Genomic DNA, 16,298 nt, shown 5'->3' on the forward strand with positions numbered 1-16,298 from the left:
ATCAGCTACGCCATCGAGCGCAAGCGCGCCGACCTCACCCAGCGCAAGCTGGCCTCGGCGCCGACCGGGCCGTCATCGCCAAGGACATCGTGCTCGCGGGCAACACCTCCGCCGCGTCGATCCCGCTGGCGCTGAGCCGCATGATCGAGCGCGGCGAGGTCCAGTCGGGCGACCTGGCCCTGCTCCTCGGCTTCGGCGCCGGTCTGACCTACGCCGGCCAGGTGGTGGAGATCCCCTGAACCTGTACGGAGGCCCGCACGGCTCGCCGTACACAGCAAGAAGAGAACTCAATCCAAGGAGAAATCACGACATGGCAGTGACCGAGCAGGACATCCTCGCGGGCCTCGGCAAGATCATCAACGAGATCACCGGCATCCCGGCTGCCGAGGTCACCCCCGAGAAGAACTTCGTGGACGACCTCGACATCGACTCCCTCTCCATGGTCGAGATCGCCGTCGCCGCCCAGGACGAGTTCGGCGTCGAGATCCCCGACGACCAGCTCAAGCACCTCAAGACCGTCAAGGACGTCGTCAACTTCATCCAGAACTGACCGTCTCAGGCGTCCGGCGCGTCCGGGCGTCTGAGCCCCCCAGCTTCACGACGATCACAAGGAGCGCATCAAAGTGAGTACAGACCGGGTACGTGTCGTCGTCACCGGGCTCGGCGTGACGACGCCCCTCGGTGGAGACGTCGCCTCGACCTGGTCGGCGCTCCTCGCCGGGCAGTCGGGGGTCCGCGCTCTCACCGAGGAGTGGGTCGACCTTCTGCCGGTGAAGTTCGCGGCGCGGGCGGCCGTCGACCCCACCGAGGTGCTCCCGAGGCCCGAGTCGCGCCGCCTCGACCGCGCCGAGCAGTTCGCGCTCATCGCCGCGCGAGAGGCCTGGCAGGACGCGGGCACGCCGAAGGTCGCGCCCGACCGGCTCGGTGTGGTCGTCGGAAGCGGCATCGGCGGGATCACCACGATCCTGGGGGCCTACGACGTCTTCAAGGAGAAGGGCTGGCAGCGGCTCTCGCCGTTCACCGTCCCCATGCTGATGCCCAACGGCTCGGCCGGGTGGATCGGCATCGAGCTCGGCGCGACCGCGGGCGTCCACGCCACCGTCAGCGCCTGTGCCACCGGTGCCGAGTCCATCGGGTACGCCATGGAGATGATCAGGTCGGGGCGCGCGGACGTCGTCGTGGCGGGTGGCACCGAGGCGGCCATCCACCCGCTCAACATCGGCTCCTTCGCCGCGATGCGGGCGATGTCCACGCGCAACGACGACCCCGAGCACGCCTCCCGTCCCTGGGACAAGGGCCGCGACGGCTTCGTGCTCGGCGAGGGCGCGGGCATCATCGTCCTTGAGTCCGAGGAGCACGCCCGCGCGCGGGGCGCCCGCGTCTACGCCGAGGTGGCCGGGGTCGGCTACTCCGGAGACGCCCACCACATCGCCCAGCCCGAGCCCACGGGCGCGGGCCTCAGAAGCGCGGCCCGCCGGGTCCTTGAGGACTCCGGTCTGACCGGCGCCGACATCCGGCACGTCAACGCGCACGCCACCTCCACTCCCGCGGGGGACGTCGTCGAGGCCGTGGCGATCCTGGACATCATCGGCGACCACCCGCTCGTGACGGCGACCAAGTCGATGACCGGTCACCTGCTCGGCGGGGCCGGCGGCATCGAGTCCGTCTTCACGATCAAGGCGCTGTACGACCGGATCGTGCCTCCCACCGTCAACCTGGACGACCTCGACGACGGCGTCGAGATCGACATCGTGCGGGACGTGCCCCGCAAGCTCCCCGATGGCCAGATCGCCGCGATCAACAACTCGTTCGGGTTCGGCGGCCACAACGTCGCCGTCGCCTTCGCCAGCATCTGATTGGGAGCGACAGTGACCGTGCTCGGCGACGGGGTGGCGTCCGCGTCCTCCGAAAAGGAGGCTCCTGATCCTCGCGACCCGCTGATACGTCTTTCAGCGCTGTTCGACGAGGGCTCGATCCACCTGATCTCTCCGGAGGACCGCAGCGGCGTGCTCGCCGCCATGGGCCGCGTGGAGGGCGTGCCGGTGGTGGCCTTCTCCAGCGACGCCCGCGTCCAGGGCGGCGCGATGGGCAGCGAGGGCTGCGAGCACATCGGGCACGCCTACGACGTCGCCGTCCGCGAGCGGGTGCCGATCGTCGGCCTGTGGCACTCCGGGGGCGCCCGCCTCGCCGAGGGCGTCGAGTCCCTGCACGCCGTGGGCCGCGTGTTCGCCGCCATGACCAGGGCTTCTGGCGTGGTCCCGCAGATCTCCGTGGTCCTCGGCCCGGCGGCGGGCGGAGCGGCGTACGGGCCCGCCCTCACCGACCTCGTGATCCTGTCCGACCAGGGCCGCATCTTCGTCACCGGCCCCGACGTCGTCCGCAGCGTCACCGGCGAGAAGATCGACATGGCCGGCCTCGGCGGCCCCGAGCCGCACAGCAAGCGCAGCGGCGTGGTCCACGTGGTCACCAAGACCGACGCCGAGGCGCTGCTGAACGCCCGCCGCCTTGCAGTGCTGCTCGGCCACCAGGGCCGCGTCCGCCTCGACTCGGTGCGGGACGTCGACTTCTCCGGCCTGCTGCCCGAGAAGGTCCGCCGGGCGTACTCCGTGCACCCGCTCGTCAACGGCCTGCTCGACGAGCCCGGGGTCGAACTGCATCCCAAGTGGGCGCCCAACATCGTCACCACGCTCGGCCGCCTCGGGGGCCGCACGGTGGGCGTCATAGCCAACAACCCGATGCGGCTGGCCGGCTGCCTCGACTCCCTCTCCGCCGAGAAGGCCGCCCGGTTCGTGCGCATGTGCGACTCCTTCGGGGTGCCGCTGGTCGTCCTGGTGGACGTCCCCGGCTACCTTCCCGGCGTCGGGCAGGAGCACGACGGCGTGGTGCGGCGCGGCGCCAAGCTGCTGCACGCCTTCGCCGAGGCCTCGGTCCCGCGCGTGACGCTCGTGACCCGCAAGGCGTACGGGGGCGCGTACATCGCGATGAACTCCCGGTCCCTTGGCGCCACCAAGGTGTTCGCCTGGCCGACCGCCGAGGTCGCCGTCATGGGCGCGGTCGCGGCCGTACGGGTGCTCAAGCGCCGCGAGATCGCGGCCGCCCCCGAGGAGGAGCGCTCGGCCCTTGAGGCCCGGCTCGCCGAGGAGCACGAGAAGGTCGCCGGCGGCCTCGACCGGGCGATCGAGCTCGGTGTCATCGACGAGGTCATCAAGCCGGCCGAGAGCCGCGGCGCCATCGCCAAGGTCCTCGCGCAGGCCGCCCCCGCACGCGGGGCCCACGGCAACATCCCGCTCTGTCTGCGTTCACGCGACGAGGCCCCGCACCGATCCGCGGGGCCTCGTCGCGTGAACGGCCGGCGCCGGGCCGGCGCGGCTAGGTGGTTCGGACGGGACCCCCGTCGGACATCCAGTCCTTGAAGGCGTCCCACTCGCCCGGAGTGACGTAGAGCTTGGGGCCGTTCGGATCCTTGGAGTCCCGGAAGGCGATCAGCCGCTCGCCGATGCCCGCGCGCGGGACGGTGGCCTGATGGCCGTCGAGAACACCGACCTCTACGCAGTCGCCGCCGTTGGTGCTGTGCGGGCTCTTGCGCCAGCCGCCACGAGGCTCGTGGGTCACCTTGCGTCTCCTTTCCCGGAGGGCCTCAGCCCTTGATTTCCGCGACCGAACTGATGAGGATCGCCGTTTCCCCGGGCGAGAGCGCCCTGCCCAGGAGGTCGGCGAACATCGACGCGTATCTGCGCCGCTCCTGTGGTTCCTCCAGCACGAGACCGCTGGCGGCCTGCTCCAGGTAGACCAGGTCGAGATCGCCCGGCTCCGGGAACTCCAGGAGGTTGAACTGCCCGTCCAGCGCGGAATGAGCGCCCGAGCCGAACGAGAGGATCCTGATGTCGACGTTCGGCAGGGCCCCCGCCTCAAGGAGGTGGCGGAGCTGCCCGCGCATGACGCCCGGCCCGCCGACCTGGCGCCGGATCACGGCCTCGTCGAGCACCACGACGATCTGGATCGGGTCGCCCGCGCGGGTGACGAGATCCTGCCGCGACATGCGCACCGCGACCTTCTCCTCCACCTCCGCGAGGCCCGAGCGCATCGCGGTCGCCTCGATGACCGCCCGCGCGTACGCCTCGGTCTGGAGCAGGCCGGGGACGACCTGCGGCTGGTAGGTGCGCAGGACCGACGCCTCGGCCTCCAGCCCGATATAGGAGTCGAACCCCGGCTTCAGCGTCTGGCGATGGCGGTGCCACCAGCCGCGCTTGCGGGCTTCCCTGGCCATCTCCAGCAGTTCGCCACGGGCCTCGCCGGCGACGCCGTACACCTCCAGCAGGGCCGCGACGTCGGCGGGGGCGGGCCGCGTGAGCCCCGTCTCATAGCGCCAGAGCGTGATGTCGGTGGTGCCCACCAGCTCGGCGACCTCCTGACGCGACTTGGCGCTGGCCTCCCTGAGCCCGCGCAGTTCGGCGACCAGACGGCGATGCCGCGCGGTCGGGCTGCGACGTCGTGCGGTCACGCACCCTCCCCTCTCGGAACACTGGCCCCTCGGAAGAACACTGGCCGCCCAGTCTGACGGTTACCTAGAGCATCCGACAAGACACTCTTTGACACCAACCAATCTGACAGATTGCAAGTTGAGGCATTAAAGGCTCTGCTAAGACTGTGACCTAGGGCGAGCATCTAACCACACAAAGTGGCCAGTGAGTCTGGTGACACTTGAGAGGCGGCAGTAAATGAAGACACCCGCAGGACAGGGCTTGTCCTCTGCCACGCCTCTCGTCACGGCCAACTTCCCCGGAACGCGCGACCAGGCATCCCGCGCACGCGCCCTCGTACGGGAGGCGCTCCAGCACGCCAGGTACGACCGGATCACCGGGGACGCCGAGCTCCTGACGAGCGAGCTGTTCACCAACGCCGTCCAGCACAGCCGCTCGGGCGACCTGGGCACGGTCACCGTCATGGTCCAGGCGGGCGACCTGGTGCGCATAGAGGTCGTCGACGACGGGTCCGCCGTCTCCTCTCCGAGGGTCATGGTTCCGGACGCCGTCTCACTCGGCGGCAGAGGGCTCTTCCTGGTCCAGGCGCTCTCGTCACGGTTCGGCGTGCGCAGGGACCACGTCGCCACCGCGATCTGGTTCGAGCTGGTCCCCTGAGGGCGGCTCCACGAGGTCCACCGGGCAGTCGTTCTCGCACATGCGAACTCCGACGCCGGCGTCCAGCCGCCCACGCGCGTCACCGTCACCCTCCGCCCGGAGATCATCTTCGGAACGGTCCAAGATCCGGTTCGATTCACCCGGAAGGATCGAGGCGTACCGGGCGGGTGGTCAGACGGCGGCGTGGAGCCAGCGGACGGGGGCGCCGTCGCCGGCGTAGCGGAACGGCTCCAGTTCCTCGTCCCACTGCTTTCCGAGCAGTTTGTCGAGCTCTTCCTCAAGGACGACCCGGCCCTGCGCCGCCATGAGCATGACGTTACGGAGCCGGTCCTCGGGGATCATGATGTCGCCGGACACCCCGACCACCGCCGTGAAGGCGCCCAGGGTCGGCGTGTAGGCGTGCCGGGAGCCGTCGACGCCCGCGGAGGCGTCCTCGGTGATCTCGAAGCGGATGCGCTGCCAGCCCATGAGAGAGGACGTGATCGCCCCGGCCGTGCCGGGGCGGCCCTCCCATTCGGCCTGCGTGCGCACCGTGCCAGGCTGAGCTGGCTGAGGAGTCCACGATAGGTCGACGGGTATGCCAAGCACACCCGCGACCGCCCATTCGATGTGCGGGCACAGCGCGGGCTGAGCCGAGTGGACGTACAGCACGCCACGAGCAGACACCGGACCTCCCGTTTCGTACGAGGTGCGCCTTCCCCAACGTCCTCATACTGGGATGATCACAAGTGACTGAGGGAGAGACTACCGTCCGTCGTGGCGGGGCACCAGAGCCGGGTCATACCTAATCACGCTTGGCAACTCTCCGTATGGGGGAAGATACATTCCGTGTTTACCTCCCCCATAAGGAGCCGCCGGTGAACGTGCAGGCAGTGGAGCACATGCCGGGACGGAGCACCCTCATCCGCCCCGGCGTCCTGCTCGCCAGGTCTCCCGTCGCCGCCGCGCGATGGACCCAGGCGGTGGAGAACATCGACGGGGTCTACCTCCTACGGCTGGCGCCGGGGGCCGACCCCTGCGAGATCGCCGCCACGCTCTCCGGCCAGGGGCACGAGGTCTCCCCGAACCACGTCGTCGTCGGCCAGCCGCTGTTCTTCGGCGGGCCCACCGGGGCGCCAATCCCGGCCCCGGCGCCCGCGTACGAGCCGGGCGAGCCTTCCCGGGTGACCGTCGGCCTGCTCGACACCGGCGTGGCCCCGCACCCGTGGTTCAGGGACGCCGAATGGTTCCGCGGCCAGCCCGGCGAGGTCCTGGACGCCGACGGCGACGGGCTTCTCGACCACCAGGCGGGGCACGGCACGTTCATCGCCGGGCTGGTGCTCCGGCAGGCGCCCGGCGTGCGGCTGCGCGTGGCGAGGGTGCTCGACAGCAACGGGTACGGCGACGAGGCCGGGGTGCTCCGGGCGCTCAACCTCCTGCGGGATACCCGCGTCGACGTGCTCGTGCTGTCGTTCGGCTGCTTCACCTACGACGACCGGCCCCCGCCGCTGCTGGAGCGCGCCCTCGCCGGGTTCCCCGACACGGTGATCGTGGCCTGCGCGGGGAACACCGCCTCCCCGCGCCCCTTCTGGCCCGCCGCGATGCCCCGCGTCATCGCCGTCGGAGCCCTCGACTCCACCGAAGGCGAGCGCGCGAGGTTCTCCGCGTACGGCCCCTGGGTGGACGCCTGCGCGCGTGGCGAATCCTTGACCAGCAGTTTCGTGGACTTTCAGCATTTTCACAGCTATGCCGTCTGGAGCGGGACGTCCTTCGCGGCCGCCGTGGTGGCCGGCGCCATCGCCGCCGCGGCCCGGCACATGTCCCCCGGCGAGGCGGCGAACCAGGTGCTCGATCCCGGAAACGGCAGGCGATTCCCCGATCTCGGGGTCCTGGTGCCCACGCCCCGCTAAGGTGCTCACCAAGCGCATCCTCCCGACCACGCGAAGTCATCACATGCCTTACGATCTCGACCTCCTCGACGAGCCGGCCTGGCGCGACCTGGTCGAGCGCTTCGGATACCGCATGTGGGCCGTCGCCCGGGCCTTCGGCCTCGACTCCACCGACGCCGCCGACGCGGTGCAGGCCGCGTGGCTCCGGCTGGTCGAGAGTCTTCACACGATCCGCGACCCCGAGCGCGTCGGCGCGTGGCTGATCACCACCACGCGCCACGAGGCGGCGCGCATCCACCGGAGCCGTTCGGGCGCCCCGCTGGCGGCCCTGCCCGCCGAGATCCCCGCCCCCGACGGCGACCCGGTGGCGGCGATGCTCACCGAGGAGGACGGGCGGCGGCTCTGGGCGGCGGTCGACACGCTGCGCGAGCCGTGCCGCTCGCTCCTGCGGCTGATCGTGTGCGCCCCCGACGCCGGCTACGCGCAGCTGGCACGCCGCCTCGACATGCCCATCGGCAGCATCGGGCCCACCCGCGGCCGCTGTCTCAGGCGCCTGCGGTCCCTTATCGAGGAGGATCGGTGACCGACGACGAGTATGTTCTGGCGGCCCTGAGGATCGCCGCGGGCGCCGATCCGGTGCCCGCGCGGGTCTCGACCGACGCCCGCGCCGTGTACGGCCTGCGCCTCCCGGGAGCCCTGACGGCGGGGCCCGTGGGGGTGCCGTCCGGGGTCCAGCAGCCGTCCGGGCTCCAGCAGCCGTCCGGGGTCCGGCCGCCGTCCGGGGTCCGTTCCGGCGGCCGCCCGGCCGACGGGGAGCCACGGCTGCTCCGCTTCGCCGCCGGCGGGGTGACCATCGACGTCGAGATCACGATCTGCGACTCGCACATCGATCTGGCCGGCCAGGTGCAGCCCGCCCCGGGCAAGGGTGCCCGCGTCGAGATCAGGACACCGCACGTCAGCAAGATCCGCTTCCCCTCCGAGACCGGCGAGTTCGCCACCACAGGACTCCCTCACGGATGGCTGAGCGTCGTCTGCCACCGTCCAGGCAACCCCCCGATCGCCACCCGATGGCAGTGCGTCCGCCTGTGAACGGGCTGGTGGCGGCTGCCGGGGAGGCGGTGCGGTTGTCGGGCGCCGATCCGGGCCGGGCTCGGGAGCACGCGCGGGCCGTACTGGCGGAGGCCGAGGCGGCCGGGTGCCCGGAGGCGGTCTCGGTGGCCCACCGGGCCCTGGCTCTCGCCGCCCGCGAGTTCGGGCACCTCGCGCTGGCGGCGGAGCACCTCGGCCACGCGGTCGAGGCCGCCCGCGACCTGCCCGAGCGTGCCGCCCAGGCCCGGCTCTCCCTGGTGACCGTGCTCGCCGACCTCGGCGACCCCCTGGGAGCGCTCCGCGTCGCCGACCTGGCGGAAGGGCAACTGACCGGCCTCGACCCGGCGCGGCTCGGCGTGCAGCGCGCCGTGGCGCTCGTCCGGCTCGGCAGGTGCGAGGAGGCGGTGGCCCACTGCGACCGGGCCGTCGCAGGGCTCACCGGGGCGGGGGACCCTCGCTTCCTGGCCGGTGCCCTGCTCAACCGGGGCATCGCCCACACCTATATGGAGCTGTACGACGACGCCTGCCGCGACCTGTCGGCCTGCGCGGCCACCGCCAGGCAGGCGGGCCTGGTCCACCTGGCCACCCTCGCCGAGGCCAACCTGCCGTTCGTCGCCACCCGGAAGGGGGACATCCCCGCCGCCTTCGCCGGTTACCGGGCCGCCGAGGAGACGTTGTCCGGCTATCCCGAGCGGCTGGCGGCGATGCGGGCCGACTTCGCGGGAGCCCTGCTCGCGGCGCACCTTCCCGGAGAGGCCCGTGCGCTCCTCCGCCTGGCCGTCCCCGACCTCGCCGCCTCGGGCGCGCTGGTGGCGCTGGCCGAGTCCCGCCTGCTGCTGGCCCAGGTTGAGCTGCTCGTCGGCGACCCGCACCAGGCGTGGGCGGTCGCCGAGCAGGCGGCGGGTGAGCTCGCCGGTCAGGGACGTGACGCGTGGGTGCCGCTGGCCGCCGAGACGGCCCTCCGCGCCCGCCTGGCCATCGAGCGGCCGACGCCGGAGCTGCTCGCGGAGGTACGGTCCCTGGCGGCACGGCTGGCCGCCGAAGGCTGGACGGGCCCGGCGGCGGGGCTCCGGCTCACGGCGGCCGAGCTGGCGGTGGAGCTGTCCGACAGGGACGCCGCCGAGGCCGAGCTCGGTCTCGTCACCGCCGGCGAGCAGCCCGCGGGACGTACCCACCGGGTCGTCCGCCACCATGCCGTGGCCCTTGAGCGGAGCCTGCGGGGCGACCGGCCGGGAGCCTTCTCCGCACTGCTCGCGGGCCTCGCGGAGGCCACCGAGGGCAACGAGCGCCTGGGCGACCCCGGAGTGCGCGCCCACGCCGTACGGGCGGGCGCGCGGCTCGCGGACTTCGGGCTGTCACTCGCGCTGGGCGACGAACGGACCGAGATCCTTCCGGGCGACGGACCGCCCGAGACCGCCCTGGGCGACGGACCGCCCGAGACCGCCCTGGGCAACGGACCGCCCGAGACCGCCCTGGGCAACGGACGGCCCGCGACCGCGCCGATGGACGGACGGCCCGAGAGCGTGCTGGGCTGGGCCGAGCACTGGCGGGCGATGGCGCGCGGGCGTCCAGGGGAGCCGCCGGCCGTCGGACGGCTGCGCGCGGCGCTCGGCGACGCCGTGCTGATCGAGACGGTGAGGCACGGCGACCGGCTCGCCGCCGTGGTCGTCACGGGCGAGGGCTGCGTGCTGCGACCGCTCGGCTCGTACACGGCCGCCGCCGAGGCGACGATCCGGCTCCGGTACGGCCTGCGGCGTGCGGGCCTGCGCGACACGGGCACGCGCAGCGGGGCGGCGCGGGAGGCCGAGAGGCTTGCCGCACGGCTGCTCGGGCCGCTGGCCGGTGACATCGGAGACCGCCCGGCGATCATCGTCCCGACCGGAGCCCTGCACACCCTGCCGTGGCCGGTGCTACCCCCTTTCCGCGGACGCGCCCTCTGCGTCGCCTCAAGCGCGAACGCCTGGCTGGCGACGACCCAGGGCCGTCCGGCGACTCCTGGTCCGCGTGTGGTGGCCGTGGCAGGGCCCGGTCTGGAACATGCGGGCGCCGAGGCGGCGATGGTCGTCCGCACCCACCAGGGGGCCTCCGGAGCGGCCCCACGGGTCGGCGCCGGTTCCTCCGATGTGGTGGCCTCACGGGTCGGCGCCCGTTTGTCCGATGTGGTGGAAGCGCTCGGCGCGTCCGACATCATGCACATCGCCGCGCACGGCACCTTCTGCGCGCGCGGCCCGCTGCTGTCGAGCATCGCGCTGGACGACGGCCCGCTGATGGCCTACGACCTGCTCCGGCTCCGCCGGACGCCAGGGCTGGTCGTACTGTCGGCCTGCGACGCGGGGATGGCGCACGCCCCGGTCGACGGAGCGCCGCTCGGCCTCGCCGGGGCGTTCCTCGACCAGGGGACCGAGTGCGTCGTCGCCGGTCTCGTGCCGGTCCGCGACGACGAGGCGCTGACGCTCATGACGCTCTTCCACGCGCTGCTCGTCTCCGGGCACACCCCGGCCGCGGCGCTCGCGGCGGCGAGCGAGAAGACCGGCGTCCCCGGCTTCGCCTGCTTCGGCTCCCTCGGACGGCCGAACAGCCCTCCGGAGGGCTGAAACCCCAGCACGGCACGGGATCTGGGATGGACCGTCCCCTTCGCGATCAGGCCTGACGAGTCGCCGGGGTGAGCGCCCGCCCCAGGCGACGGGGTGAGGGGGGTTGTGGGTCTGGGCGTCAGGTCTTGGCTATCGGGCGGGAGGGGTCGGTCACCCAGTTCGACCAGGAGCCGACGTAGAGCGCTGCGGGGACCCCCGCGAGGGTCAGCGCCAGCACCTCGTGGGCGGCGGTGACCCCCGAGCCGCAGTAGGCCCCGACCGGCACCTCCGGCAGCACCCCGAACGTGATGAACCGCTCCCTGAGGAACTCGGCCGGATGGAAGCGCCCGGCCCCGTCGACGTTCTCCGAGGTCGGCGCGTTGACCGCGCCCGGGATGTGCCCGGCCACCGGATCGACCGGCTCCACCTCGCCCCGGTAGCGCTCTCCGGCACGCGCGTCCAGCAGCACGCCGTCATCCGCCAGCGCCGCCGCCTGCGCGGCGTCCAGCACCGGCATGCCGCCCGGACGGGCCGTGAAGTCGCCCGGCCCGGGAACGGGCTCCTCCTTGGTCACCGGAAGCCCTTCGTCGGCCCATCTGCGGTAGCCGCCGTCGAGCACGCGCACATCCGGATGCCCGAAGTAGCGCAGCGTCCACCAGGCCCGGGCCGCCGCCGTGGAGTCGGCCTCGTCGTAGACCACGACGGGGCGGGAACCGGACACACCGAGCCGCCGCATGGCCTCCTGGAAGGCGCCGGCCTCCGGCAGCGGGTGACGGCCGCCGGGCCCCGCCGGGGCGGCGAGGTCACGGTCGAGGTCGCAGAACACCGCGCCGGGCAGGTGTCCCTCGCGGTAGGACTCGATGCCGGGCGTCCCGACCAGGCGCCACCGCACGTCGAGGATCGTGGCGTCACCGAGATCACCGGGGTCGATCAAGGGGCTGAGGCTCATGGGAATTCCGGGGCGGACGCCCGTGCCTTTTCAGCCATGGGAGGAAGCCCCTTCCCTCCTTCGTCATATGGATGGCGGCCGCTGAGTTCGCGGCTTGCGGTTCGCGGCTGCCGAGTTCACGGCTTCTGGATGGTGACTGCTGGTCAGCGGCTTCTGGCTTCTGGTCAACGGCTACTGGTCAGCGGCTTCGTCTTTGGACAGATGCCAGTCTCTGCTCTGGTGCCCGCCGATGTCCACGCCCGGGTCCCGCGAGCGGAGAGGCCCACGCGAGGCGCCTCCGCTCGGCGGGGCCGGCCGGCGTCGGGGGGTCGGGTCGCGAAGGTCAGGTCGCCGCGCGCGCCGTCGCCTCGGAGAGCGCCTTGGCGAAGGCCAGGACGTTGCCCACGGCCTCCGGCCCGTCGGCCGCCTCGCTCACCCGCAGCGACAGATCGTCGGCGGTGATCGCGCCGGTGTAGCCGTGGTCGGCCTCGCAGTTCTCGTCCCCGCAGGTGGCGGGTTCGAGGTCCACGTGGGAGATCGCACCCCAGCCGATCGTGAGCGTCACCTCGGTCGGGGGCACGCCCGCGACGTACGAGGCGGGATCGGGAACCACCCGGGTGACCGCCACGGACTGGACGCGGCTGAGACGCACGGCCTCCGTGGTCGTGGACGCGTGTGAGGTGGGCATGCCGTCCGCGGGCGGGTGCTCGTCGGTGTGGCACACCAGGAGCCGGGTGGGTGAGAGGACCACCACGGTGACGTGCCTGCGCACCTCCATCGCCGGATCGAAGGTGGCCTCATGATGCACGACGTACGCCGTGACCTGCTCCTTGCCCAGCGCGGACTCGGCCGCGTCGGCCACGAGATCGGGGTAGTAGCCGCTGCGTTCGATAGCCTCGCGCAGACCAGCGGCCGAGACTCGGGTTTCCCTCATGGGTCCATCCTGCCCTGTCTCGGCACGCTGTTTCACCTCATGGCCGCCCACCTTGGCCGCCTCGCGCGGAGAAGGGCGGCGGCGGGGTCACGGGATCCGTCCGGCGCTCGCGTTTTCCGCCACTCTGGCCACAGAAGCCCCAATACTCCAGATAGGAACACCTGGAGTGACGTACGGGCTCACCGCAGGCGTCTCGGGCCCCTGTCGGGACGCGGGCCGACGCTGTCCCGGAGCACGGCCCTCGCGCCCAGCACGCTCACCCCGGACTCCCCGACCAGGATCGGGTCGAGGTCCAGCGCCACCCCGGGAAGCTCGTCGGCGAGCCGTCCGACCCGGACCAGCAGGTCCTCCAGCGCCTCCACCGCCACGGGCGGGTAGCCGTACTCGCCGAACAGCAGGGGCGCGGCACGTACGGACCGGACGAGCGCGGTCGCGTCCTCGGCGGTCAGCGGGGCCAGCCGGAAGGCCTCGTCGCCGAGGAGCCGCGCGGTGACCTCCCCGAAGGCGAACGACACCACCGCCCCGAAGTCCGGATCGTCCACCACCCTCACCAGGGTCGGCACGGCGGGCTGCGGGGCCATCCGCTGGACCGAGAGCACCACCTCCGGGCCGAGCCGCGCCGCCAGGTCGTCGTACGCGCGGCGCACCCCGCCCGGATCGGACAGCCCGAGCCGCACCGTGCCTGCCCGGTGGGCCACCTCGGGGTCGGCGGACCTCACGACGACGGGCCAGCCGAGGCGCCCGGCCGCGGCGACGGCCTCGTCGGGCGAGGTCACCACCTCGGCGGGCCAGACCTCCAGCCCGTACTTGGCCAGCAGTTCCGTAGCGTCGATCTCCAGGGGGCCGCCCGCCATCGGGCTCTCGCCCGAACCGGCCTCAGGCTCAGCGGCGCCGGCGGCCGCGAGGACCTTCTCGATGACCGCCCTGGCGCCCCTGGTGTCCACGCCGTCGAGCTCGGGGGAGGTCCCGTGCGGCCTCTCCCGCCAGGACGCGTGCCGCACCACGTGGGCGAGAGCTCGTACGGCCTCCTCCGCGGCGGGGTAGGACGGGATGGACCCCTTGCCGGGATCGCCCGCCTCGCCCGGGACGCGCAGTTCGTGAGGCATGCCCATGCGCCCCTCGAAGGTGGCGAGGACGGGCTTGCCGGTCTCCCGCGCCACCCGTACGAGCTCGGCGGCGACCTCGGCGGCTTTCCCCGGCACGGGCGGCATGTAGATCGCGACGAGGGCGTCCACCTCGCAGGTCATGTCGGCCAGCGCCTCGCGGTACTCCCGCGCCCCCGCCCGTGCCCCGAGGTTGGCCGCCGGGCACGGCTCCAGCCCGGCCGCCACGCAGGCGTCCACCGCCAGCAGCGCCAGCGCGTCGGAGTTGCTGACCACCCCGACCCTGGGCCCGGCGGGCAGCGGCTGATAGGCGAGCAACTGGGCCACGTCGAACAACTGGGTGAGGTCGTCCACCCTGATCACCCCCGCCTGCTCGAACAGCGCGCTGAGCGCGGTGTCCGGCAGCCCGAGGACGGGCGCGGCGTGCCCCACCGGCACCCCCTGTGTGGCGCCGCCGCTCTTGACGACGACGATCGGCTTCTTGCGCGACGTGCGCCGGGCCAGCCGGGCGAACTTGCGCGGGTTCCCGAGCGACTCCAGGTAGAGGAGGATCACGTCGGTCGCGGGGTCCCCCTCCCAGTACTGCAGGAGGTCGTTGCCCGACACGTCCGCCCGGTTGCCGGCGGACACGAAGGTCGAGATGCCCATGCCACGCTGGGCGACCCGCTGGAGCAGCGCGGTTCCGAGCGCGCCCGACTGGCTGAAGAAGCCGACGCGCCCCCGTCCGGGCAGGTGGGCGGCCAGGGTGGCGTTCAGGCGGACGGACGGGTCGGTGTTGGCGATGCCGAGGCAGTTGGGGCCGACCACGCGCAGGCCGTACGCGCGGGCGATGCGCACAAGATCGTCCTGGCGGGCCCGTCCTTCGGGCCCGGTCTCCCCGAAGCCGGACGACACCACGATCAGGCCTTTCACGCCCTTCCCGGCGCATTCCTCGACGACGTCGAGCACGGCGTCCGCGGGCACGGCCACCACGGCGAGATCCACGTCGCCGTCGATGGCCGAGACGCTCTTGTACGCGCGGACGCCGGCCACCGCCCTCACCTCACGGTGGACCGGGTACACCGGGCCGCTGAAGTCGGCTCCGAGGAGGTTGCGGAGCACCGTCTGCCCGATGCCGCCCGCCTCCCGGCCGGCGCCGACGACCACCACCGAAGCCGGCGTGAGCAGCCGCTCGATGGAGCGCGCCTCGGCCCGGTGCTCCCGCGCCATCGTGACCTCACGCGAGGTCTCCGTGGTCGCGAGGTCCAGGGTCATGCGGACGACCCCGTCCTCGAACTGGCTCTGCGCGGTGTACCCGGCCTGGCGGAAGAAGGCCATCATGCGACTGTTGGACGGCAGCACGTCGGCGATGAAGCGCTTGATGCCATGCTCCCGCGCCGCCGCGCGCAGGTGCTCCATGAGGACCGAAGCGACTCCCCTGCCCTGGTGCGCGTCCTCCACCAGGAACGCCACCTCGGCGCTGTCCTGCTGGTCCAGCCGGTCGAAGCGGACGACCGCGACCATCTTGGTGCCGAGGGTCGCGATCAGCGCGACCCGGTTCACGTAGTCGACGGTGGTGAACCACGCCACCTCGCGGTCGGAGAGGCGGGGACGCGGGCCGAAGAAGCGGAAGTAGATCGACTGGTCCGAGAGCCTGGAATAGAACGCGCGGAGCAGGTCGGCGTCCTCGGGCCGGATGGGCCGCAGGTGTGCGGTACCCCCATCGGCCAGGACGACGTCGGCCTCCCAGTGAGCGGGGTAGTGAGGTTCCACATTCATGAGGGTAAGGGCCCTGGTGTCGGGATTGCTGGGCAACGCTTGTGCATCGACTGTGCACGCGTGTCCGCTCTATGCCCCACGCCCTGGCTTGAAGCTGTTAGGTTTTCTGTCAGCAGCCTCCTGTAGTGCCAACAAGGTGGTGACATCATGACGCGGGTTGTCGTGGTGGGCGATCTGATGACCGATGCGGTCGCACGCGCCCGCTACCCTCTCGCCAGGGCAAGCGACACTCCGGCCGTCGTCACCATGCATGGTGGCGGCTCTGGGGCGAACATCGCGTCCTGGCTCGCCGTCGAGGGTGCGGAGGTGGCCTTCGTCGGCCGCCGAGGCGCCGACATCACGGGCCGTAACCGTGACATGGAGCTCATGGGATACGGCGTCGACGCCCGCCTGGTGATGGACCCCGAGCGGCCGACCGGCACGTGTGTCGTGCTGGTCACTCACAAGGGCGAGCGCACGCTGCTCTCCGACCCCGGTGCCAACGCCGCGCTCTCTCCAGAAGACCTCCCTCGCGACCTGTTCGCCCAGGGCGGTCACCTGCACGTCTCCGGGTACACCTTGCTCAACGACGGCTCGCGTGACGCCGGTCTCGCGGCGCTCGACCACGCGCGCCGGGCCGGCATGTCGATCTCGATCGACTGCGCCTCCGCCGCGCCGCTGGAGCGCACGGGCGCCGAGCCGTTCCTTGAGTGGACCCACAGCGCCAAGCTGCTGTTCGCCAACGACGCCCAGGCCAAGGTGCTCACGGGTCGTGACGATCCGGCGTCCGCCGCCAAGGTGCTCACCGCGTGGTTCCCCCAGGTAGTGATCAACGACGATGTTGAGGAACTTGAACTTCTTCCCCTTGCCGCCGCCGAAGCCCAGCTTCTTCTTCAGGCCGCCCCAGGCCATCTTGGCCAGGCCCTTG

Annotated in this window: 15 protein-coding genes and 1 pseudogene; 10 read left to right on the forward strand and 6 right to left on the reverse strand. The window is 72.3% G+C overall.

Going from position 1 to position 16,298, the window contains the following annotated elements; genetic code table 11:
* The 4 genes and pseudogenes from AB0B89_RS27630 to AB0B89_RS27645 form a co-directional block, all read left to right on the forward strand.
* A partial coding sequence (locus AB0B89_RS27630; protein WP_358558666.1) for a 3-oxoacyl-[acyl-carrier-protein] synthase III C-terminal domain-containing protein occupies positions 1–239 on the forward strand: 239 nt, incomplete at its 5' end.
* 71 nt (positions 240–310) lie between these two features.
* The gene (locus AB0B89_RS27635) at positions 311–550 is read left to right on the forward strand and encodes an acyl carrier protein (RefSeq protein ID WP_358558668.1); all 240 of its coding nucleotides are present in this window, start codon (positions 311–313) and stop codon (positions 548–550) included.
* 73 nt (positions 551–623) lie between these two features.
* The gene (fabF, locus tag AB0B89_RS27640; RefSeq protein WP_358558670.1) at positions 624–1,856 is read left to right on the forward strand and encodes a beta-ketoacyl-ACP synthase II; all 1,233 of its coding nucleotides are present in this window, start codon (positions 624–626) and stop codon (positions 1,854–1,856) included.
* Positions 1,857–1,868: 12 nt separating this feature from the next.
* Positions 1,869–3,290: pseudogene (locus tag AB0B89_RS27645) on the forward strand (carboxyl transferase domain-containing protein); the annotation flags it as partial.
* A gap of 79 nt (positions 3,291–3,369) precedes the next feature.
* Here AB0B89_RS27645 and AB0B89_RS27650 read toward each other — a convergent pair.
* Positions 3,370–3,612 carry a DUF397 domain-containing protein gene (locus AB0B89_RS27650; RefSeq protein WP_358558672.1) on the reverse strand — a complete coding sequence of 81 codons (243 nt, stop codon included), beginning with the start codon at positions 3,610–3,612 and terminating at the stop codon, positions 3,370–3,372.
* A 25-nt stretch (positions 3,613–3,637) separates the two neighbouring features.
* Positions 3,638–4,501, reverse strand: a complete 864-nt coding sequence (locus AB0B89_RS27655) for a helix-turn-helix transcriptional regulator (protein WP_358558674.1) — start codon at positions 4,499–4,501, stop codon at positions 3,638–3,640.
* 241 nt (positions 4,502–4,742) lie between these two features.
* Between AB0B89_RS27655 and AB0B89_RS27660 the strand changes: the two genes are divergently transcribed.
* Positions 4,743–5,138 (forward strand): ATP-binding protein, encoded by a 396-nt coding sequence (locus AB0B89_RS27660; RefSeq protein ID WP_358558676.1) that lies wholly within the window; start codon positions 4,743–4,745, stop codon positions 5,136–5,138.
* A 171-nt stretch (positions 5,139–5,309) separates the two neighbouring features.
* Here AB0B89_RS27660 and AB0B89_RS27665 read toward each other — a convergent pair whose 3' ends face one another.
* Positions 5,310–5,804, reverse strand: coding sequence for a DUF3145 domain-containing protein (locus tag AB0B89_RS27665; RefSeq protein WP_358558678.1), 495 nt, complete (start codon positions 5,802–5,804; stop codon positions 5,310–5,312).
* 191 nt (positions 5,805–5,995) lie between these two features.
* Here AB0B89_RS27665 and AB0B89_RS27670 point away from each other — a divergent pair, with 191 nt between their 5' ends.
* The 4 genes from AB0B89_RS27670 to AB0B89_RS27685 are packed head-to-tail and all read left to right on the forward strand — an operon-like array spanning position 5,996 to position 10,689.
* On the forward strand, positions 5,996–7,027 hold the full coding sequence (locus tag AB0B89_RS27670; protein WP_358558680.1) for a S8/S53 family peptidase: 1,032 nt from the start codon (positions 5,996–5,998) through the stop codon (positions 7,025–7,027).
* A 43-nt stretch (positions 7,028–7,070) separates the two neighbouring features.
* On the forward strand, positions 7,071–7,589 hold the full coding sequence (locus AB0B89_RS27675) for a sigma-70 family RNA polymerase sigma factor (RefSeq protein WP_358558682.1): 519 nt from the start codon (positions 7,071–7,073) through the stop codon (positions 7,587–7,589).
* The gene (locus tag AB0B89_RS27680; RefSeq protein ID WP_358558684.1) at positions 7,586–8,095 is read left to right on the forward strand and encodes a hypothetical protein; all 510 of its coding nucleotides are present in this window, start codon (positions 7,586–7,588) and stop codon (positions 8,093–8,095) included. Before AB0B89_RS27675 ends, AB0B89_RS27680 begins: the two co-directional genes overlap by 4 nt.
* Positions 8,074–10,689, forward strand: coding sequence for a CHAT domain-containing protein (locus AB0B89_RS27685; protein ID WP_358558686.1), 2,616 nt, complete (start codon positions 8,074–8,076; stop codon positions 10,687–10,689). Before AB0B89_RS27680 ends, AB0B89_RS27685 begins: the two co-directional genes overlap by 22 nt.
* Before the next feature lie 118 nt (positions 10,690–10,807).
* Here AB0B89_RS27685 and AB0B89_RS27690 read toward each other — a convergent pair whose 3' ends face one another.
* The 3 genes from AB0B89_RS27690 to AB0B89_RS27700 all read right to left on the reverse strand — a co-directional run bounded on the left by AB0B89_RS27690 (position 10,808) and on the right by AB0B89_RS27700 (position 15,391).
* Positions 10,808–11,617 (reverse strand): sulfurtransferase, encoded by an 810-nt coding sequence (locus tag AB0B89_RS27690; protein WP_358558687.1) that lies wholly within the window; start codon positions 11,615–11,617, stop codon positions 10,808–10,810.
* Between the two features lie 322 nt (positions 11,618–11,939).
* Positions 11,940–12,530 carry a DUF5998 family protein gene (locus tag AB0B89_RS27695; RefSeq protein WP_358558689.1) on the reverse strand — a complete coding sequence of 197 codons (591 nt, stop codon included), beginning with the start codon at positions 12,528–12,530 and terminating at the stop codon, positions 11,940–11,942.
* A gap of 179 nt (positions 12,531–12,709) precedes the next feature.
* The gene (locus tag AB0B89_RS27700) at positions 12,710–15,391 is read right to left on the reverse strand and encodes a bifunctional GNAT family N-acetyltransferase/acetate--CoA ligase family protein (protein WP_358558691.1); all 2,682 of its coding nucleotides are present in this window, start codon (positions 15,389–15,391) and stop codon (positions 12,710–12,712) included.
* Positions 15,392–15,538: 147 nt separating this feature from the next.
* Here AB0B89_RS27700 and AB0B89_RS27705 point away from each other — a divergent pair.
* Positions 15,539–16,298, forward strand: a 760-nt coding sequence (locus tag AB0B89_RS27705) for a PfkB family carbohydrate kinase (RefSeq protein ID WP_358558693.1), incomplete at its 3' end; no start/stop codon positions are given.

This window comes from Sphaerisporangium sp. NPDC049002, assembly GCF_040649355.1.
In the GTDB taxonomy this organism is placed as follows: Bacteria; Actinomycetota; Actinomycetes; order Streptosporangiales; family Streptosporangiaceae; genus Sphaerisporangium.

Bases quoted from the DNA above. Each gene is read 5' to 3' on its own strand.
- AB0B89_RS27635 (WP_358558668.1), top strand. From the start codon at position 311: ATGGCAGTGACCGAGCAGGACATCCTCGCGGGCCTCGGCAAGATCATC.
- AB0B89_RS27675 (WP_358558682.1), top strand. From the start codon at position 7,071: ATGCCTTACGATCTCGACCTCCTCGACGAGCCGGCCTGGCGCGACCTG.
- AB0B89_RS27685 (WP_358558686.1), top strand. From the start codon at position 8,074: ATGGCAGTGCGTCCGCCTGTGAACGGGCTGGTGGCGGCTGCCGGGGAG.
- AB0B89_RS27690 (WP_358558687.1), bottom strand. From the start codon at position 11,617: ATGAGCCTCAGCCCCTTGATCGACCCCGGTGATCTCGGTGACGCCACG.
- AB0B89_RS27695 (WP_358558689.1), bottom strand. From the start codon at position 12,530: ATGAGGGAAACCCGAGTCTCGGCCGCTGGTCTGCGCGAGGCTATCGAA.
- AB0B89_RS27700 (WP_358558691.1), bottom strand. From the start codon at position 15,391: ATGAATGTGGAACCTCACTACCCCGCTCACTGGGAGGCCGACGTCGTC.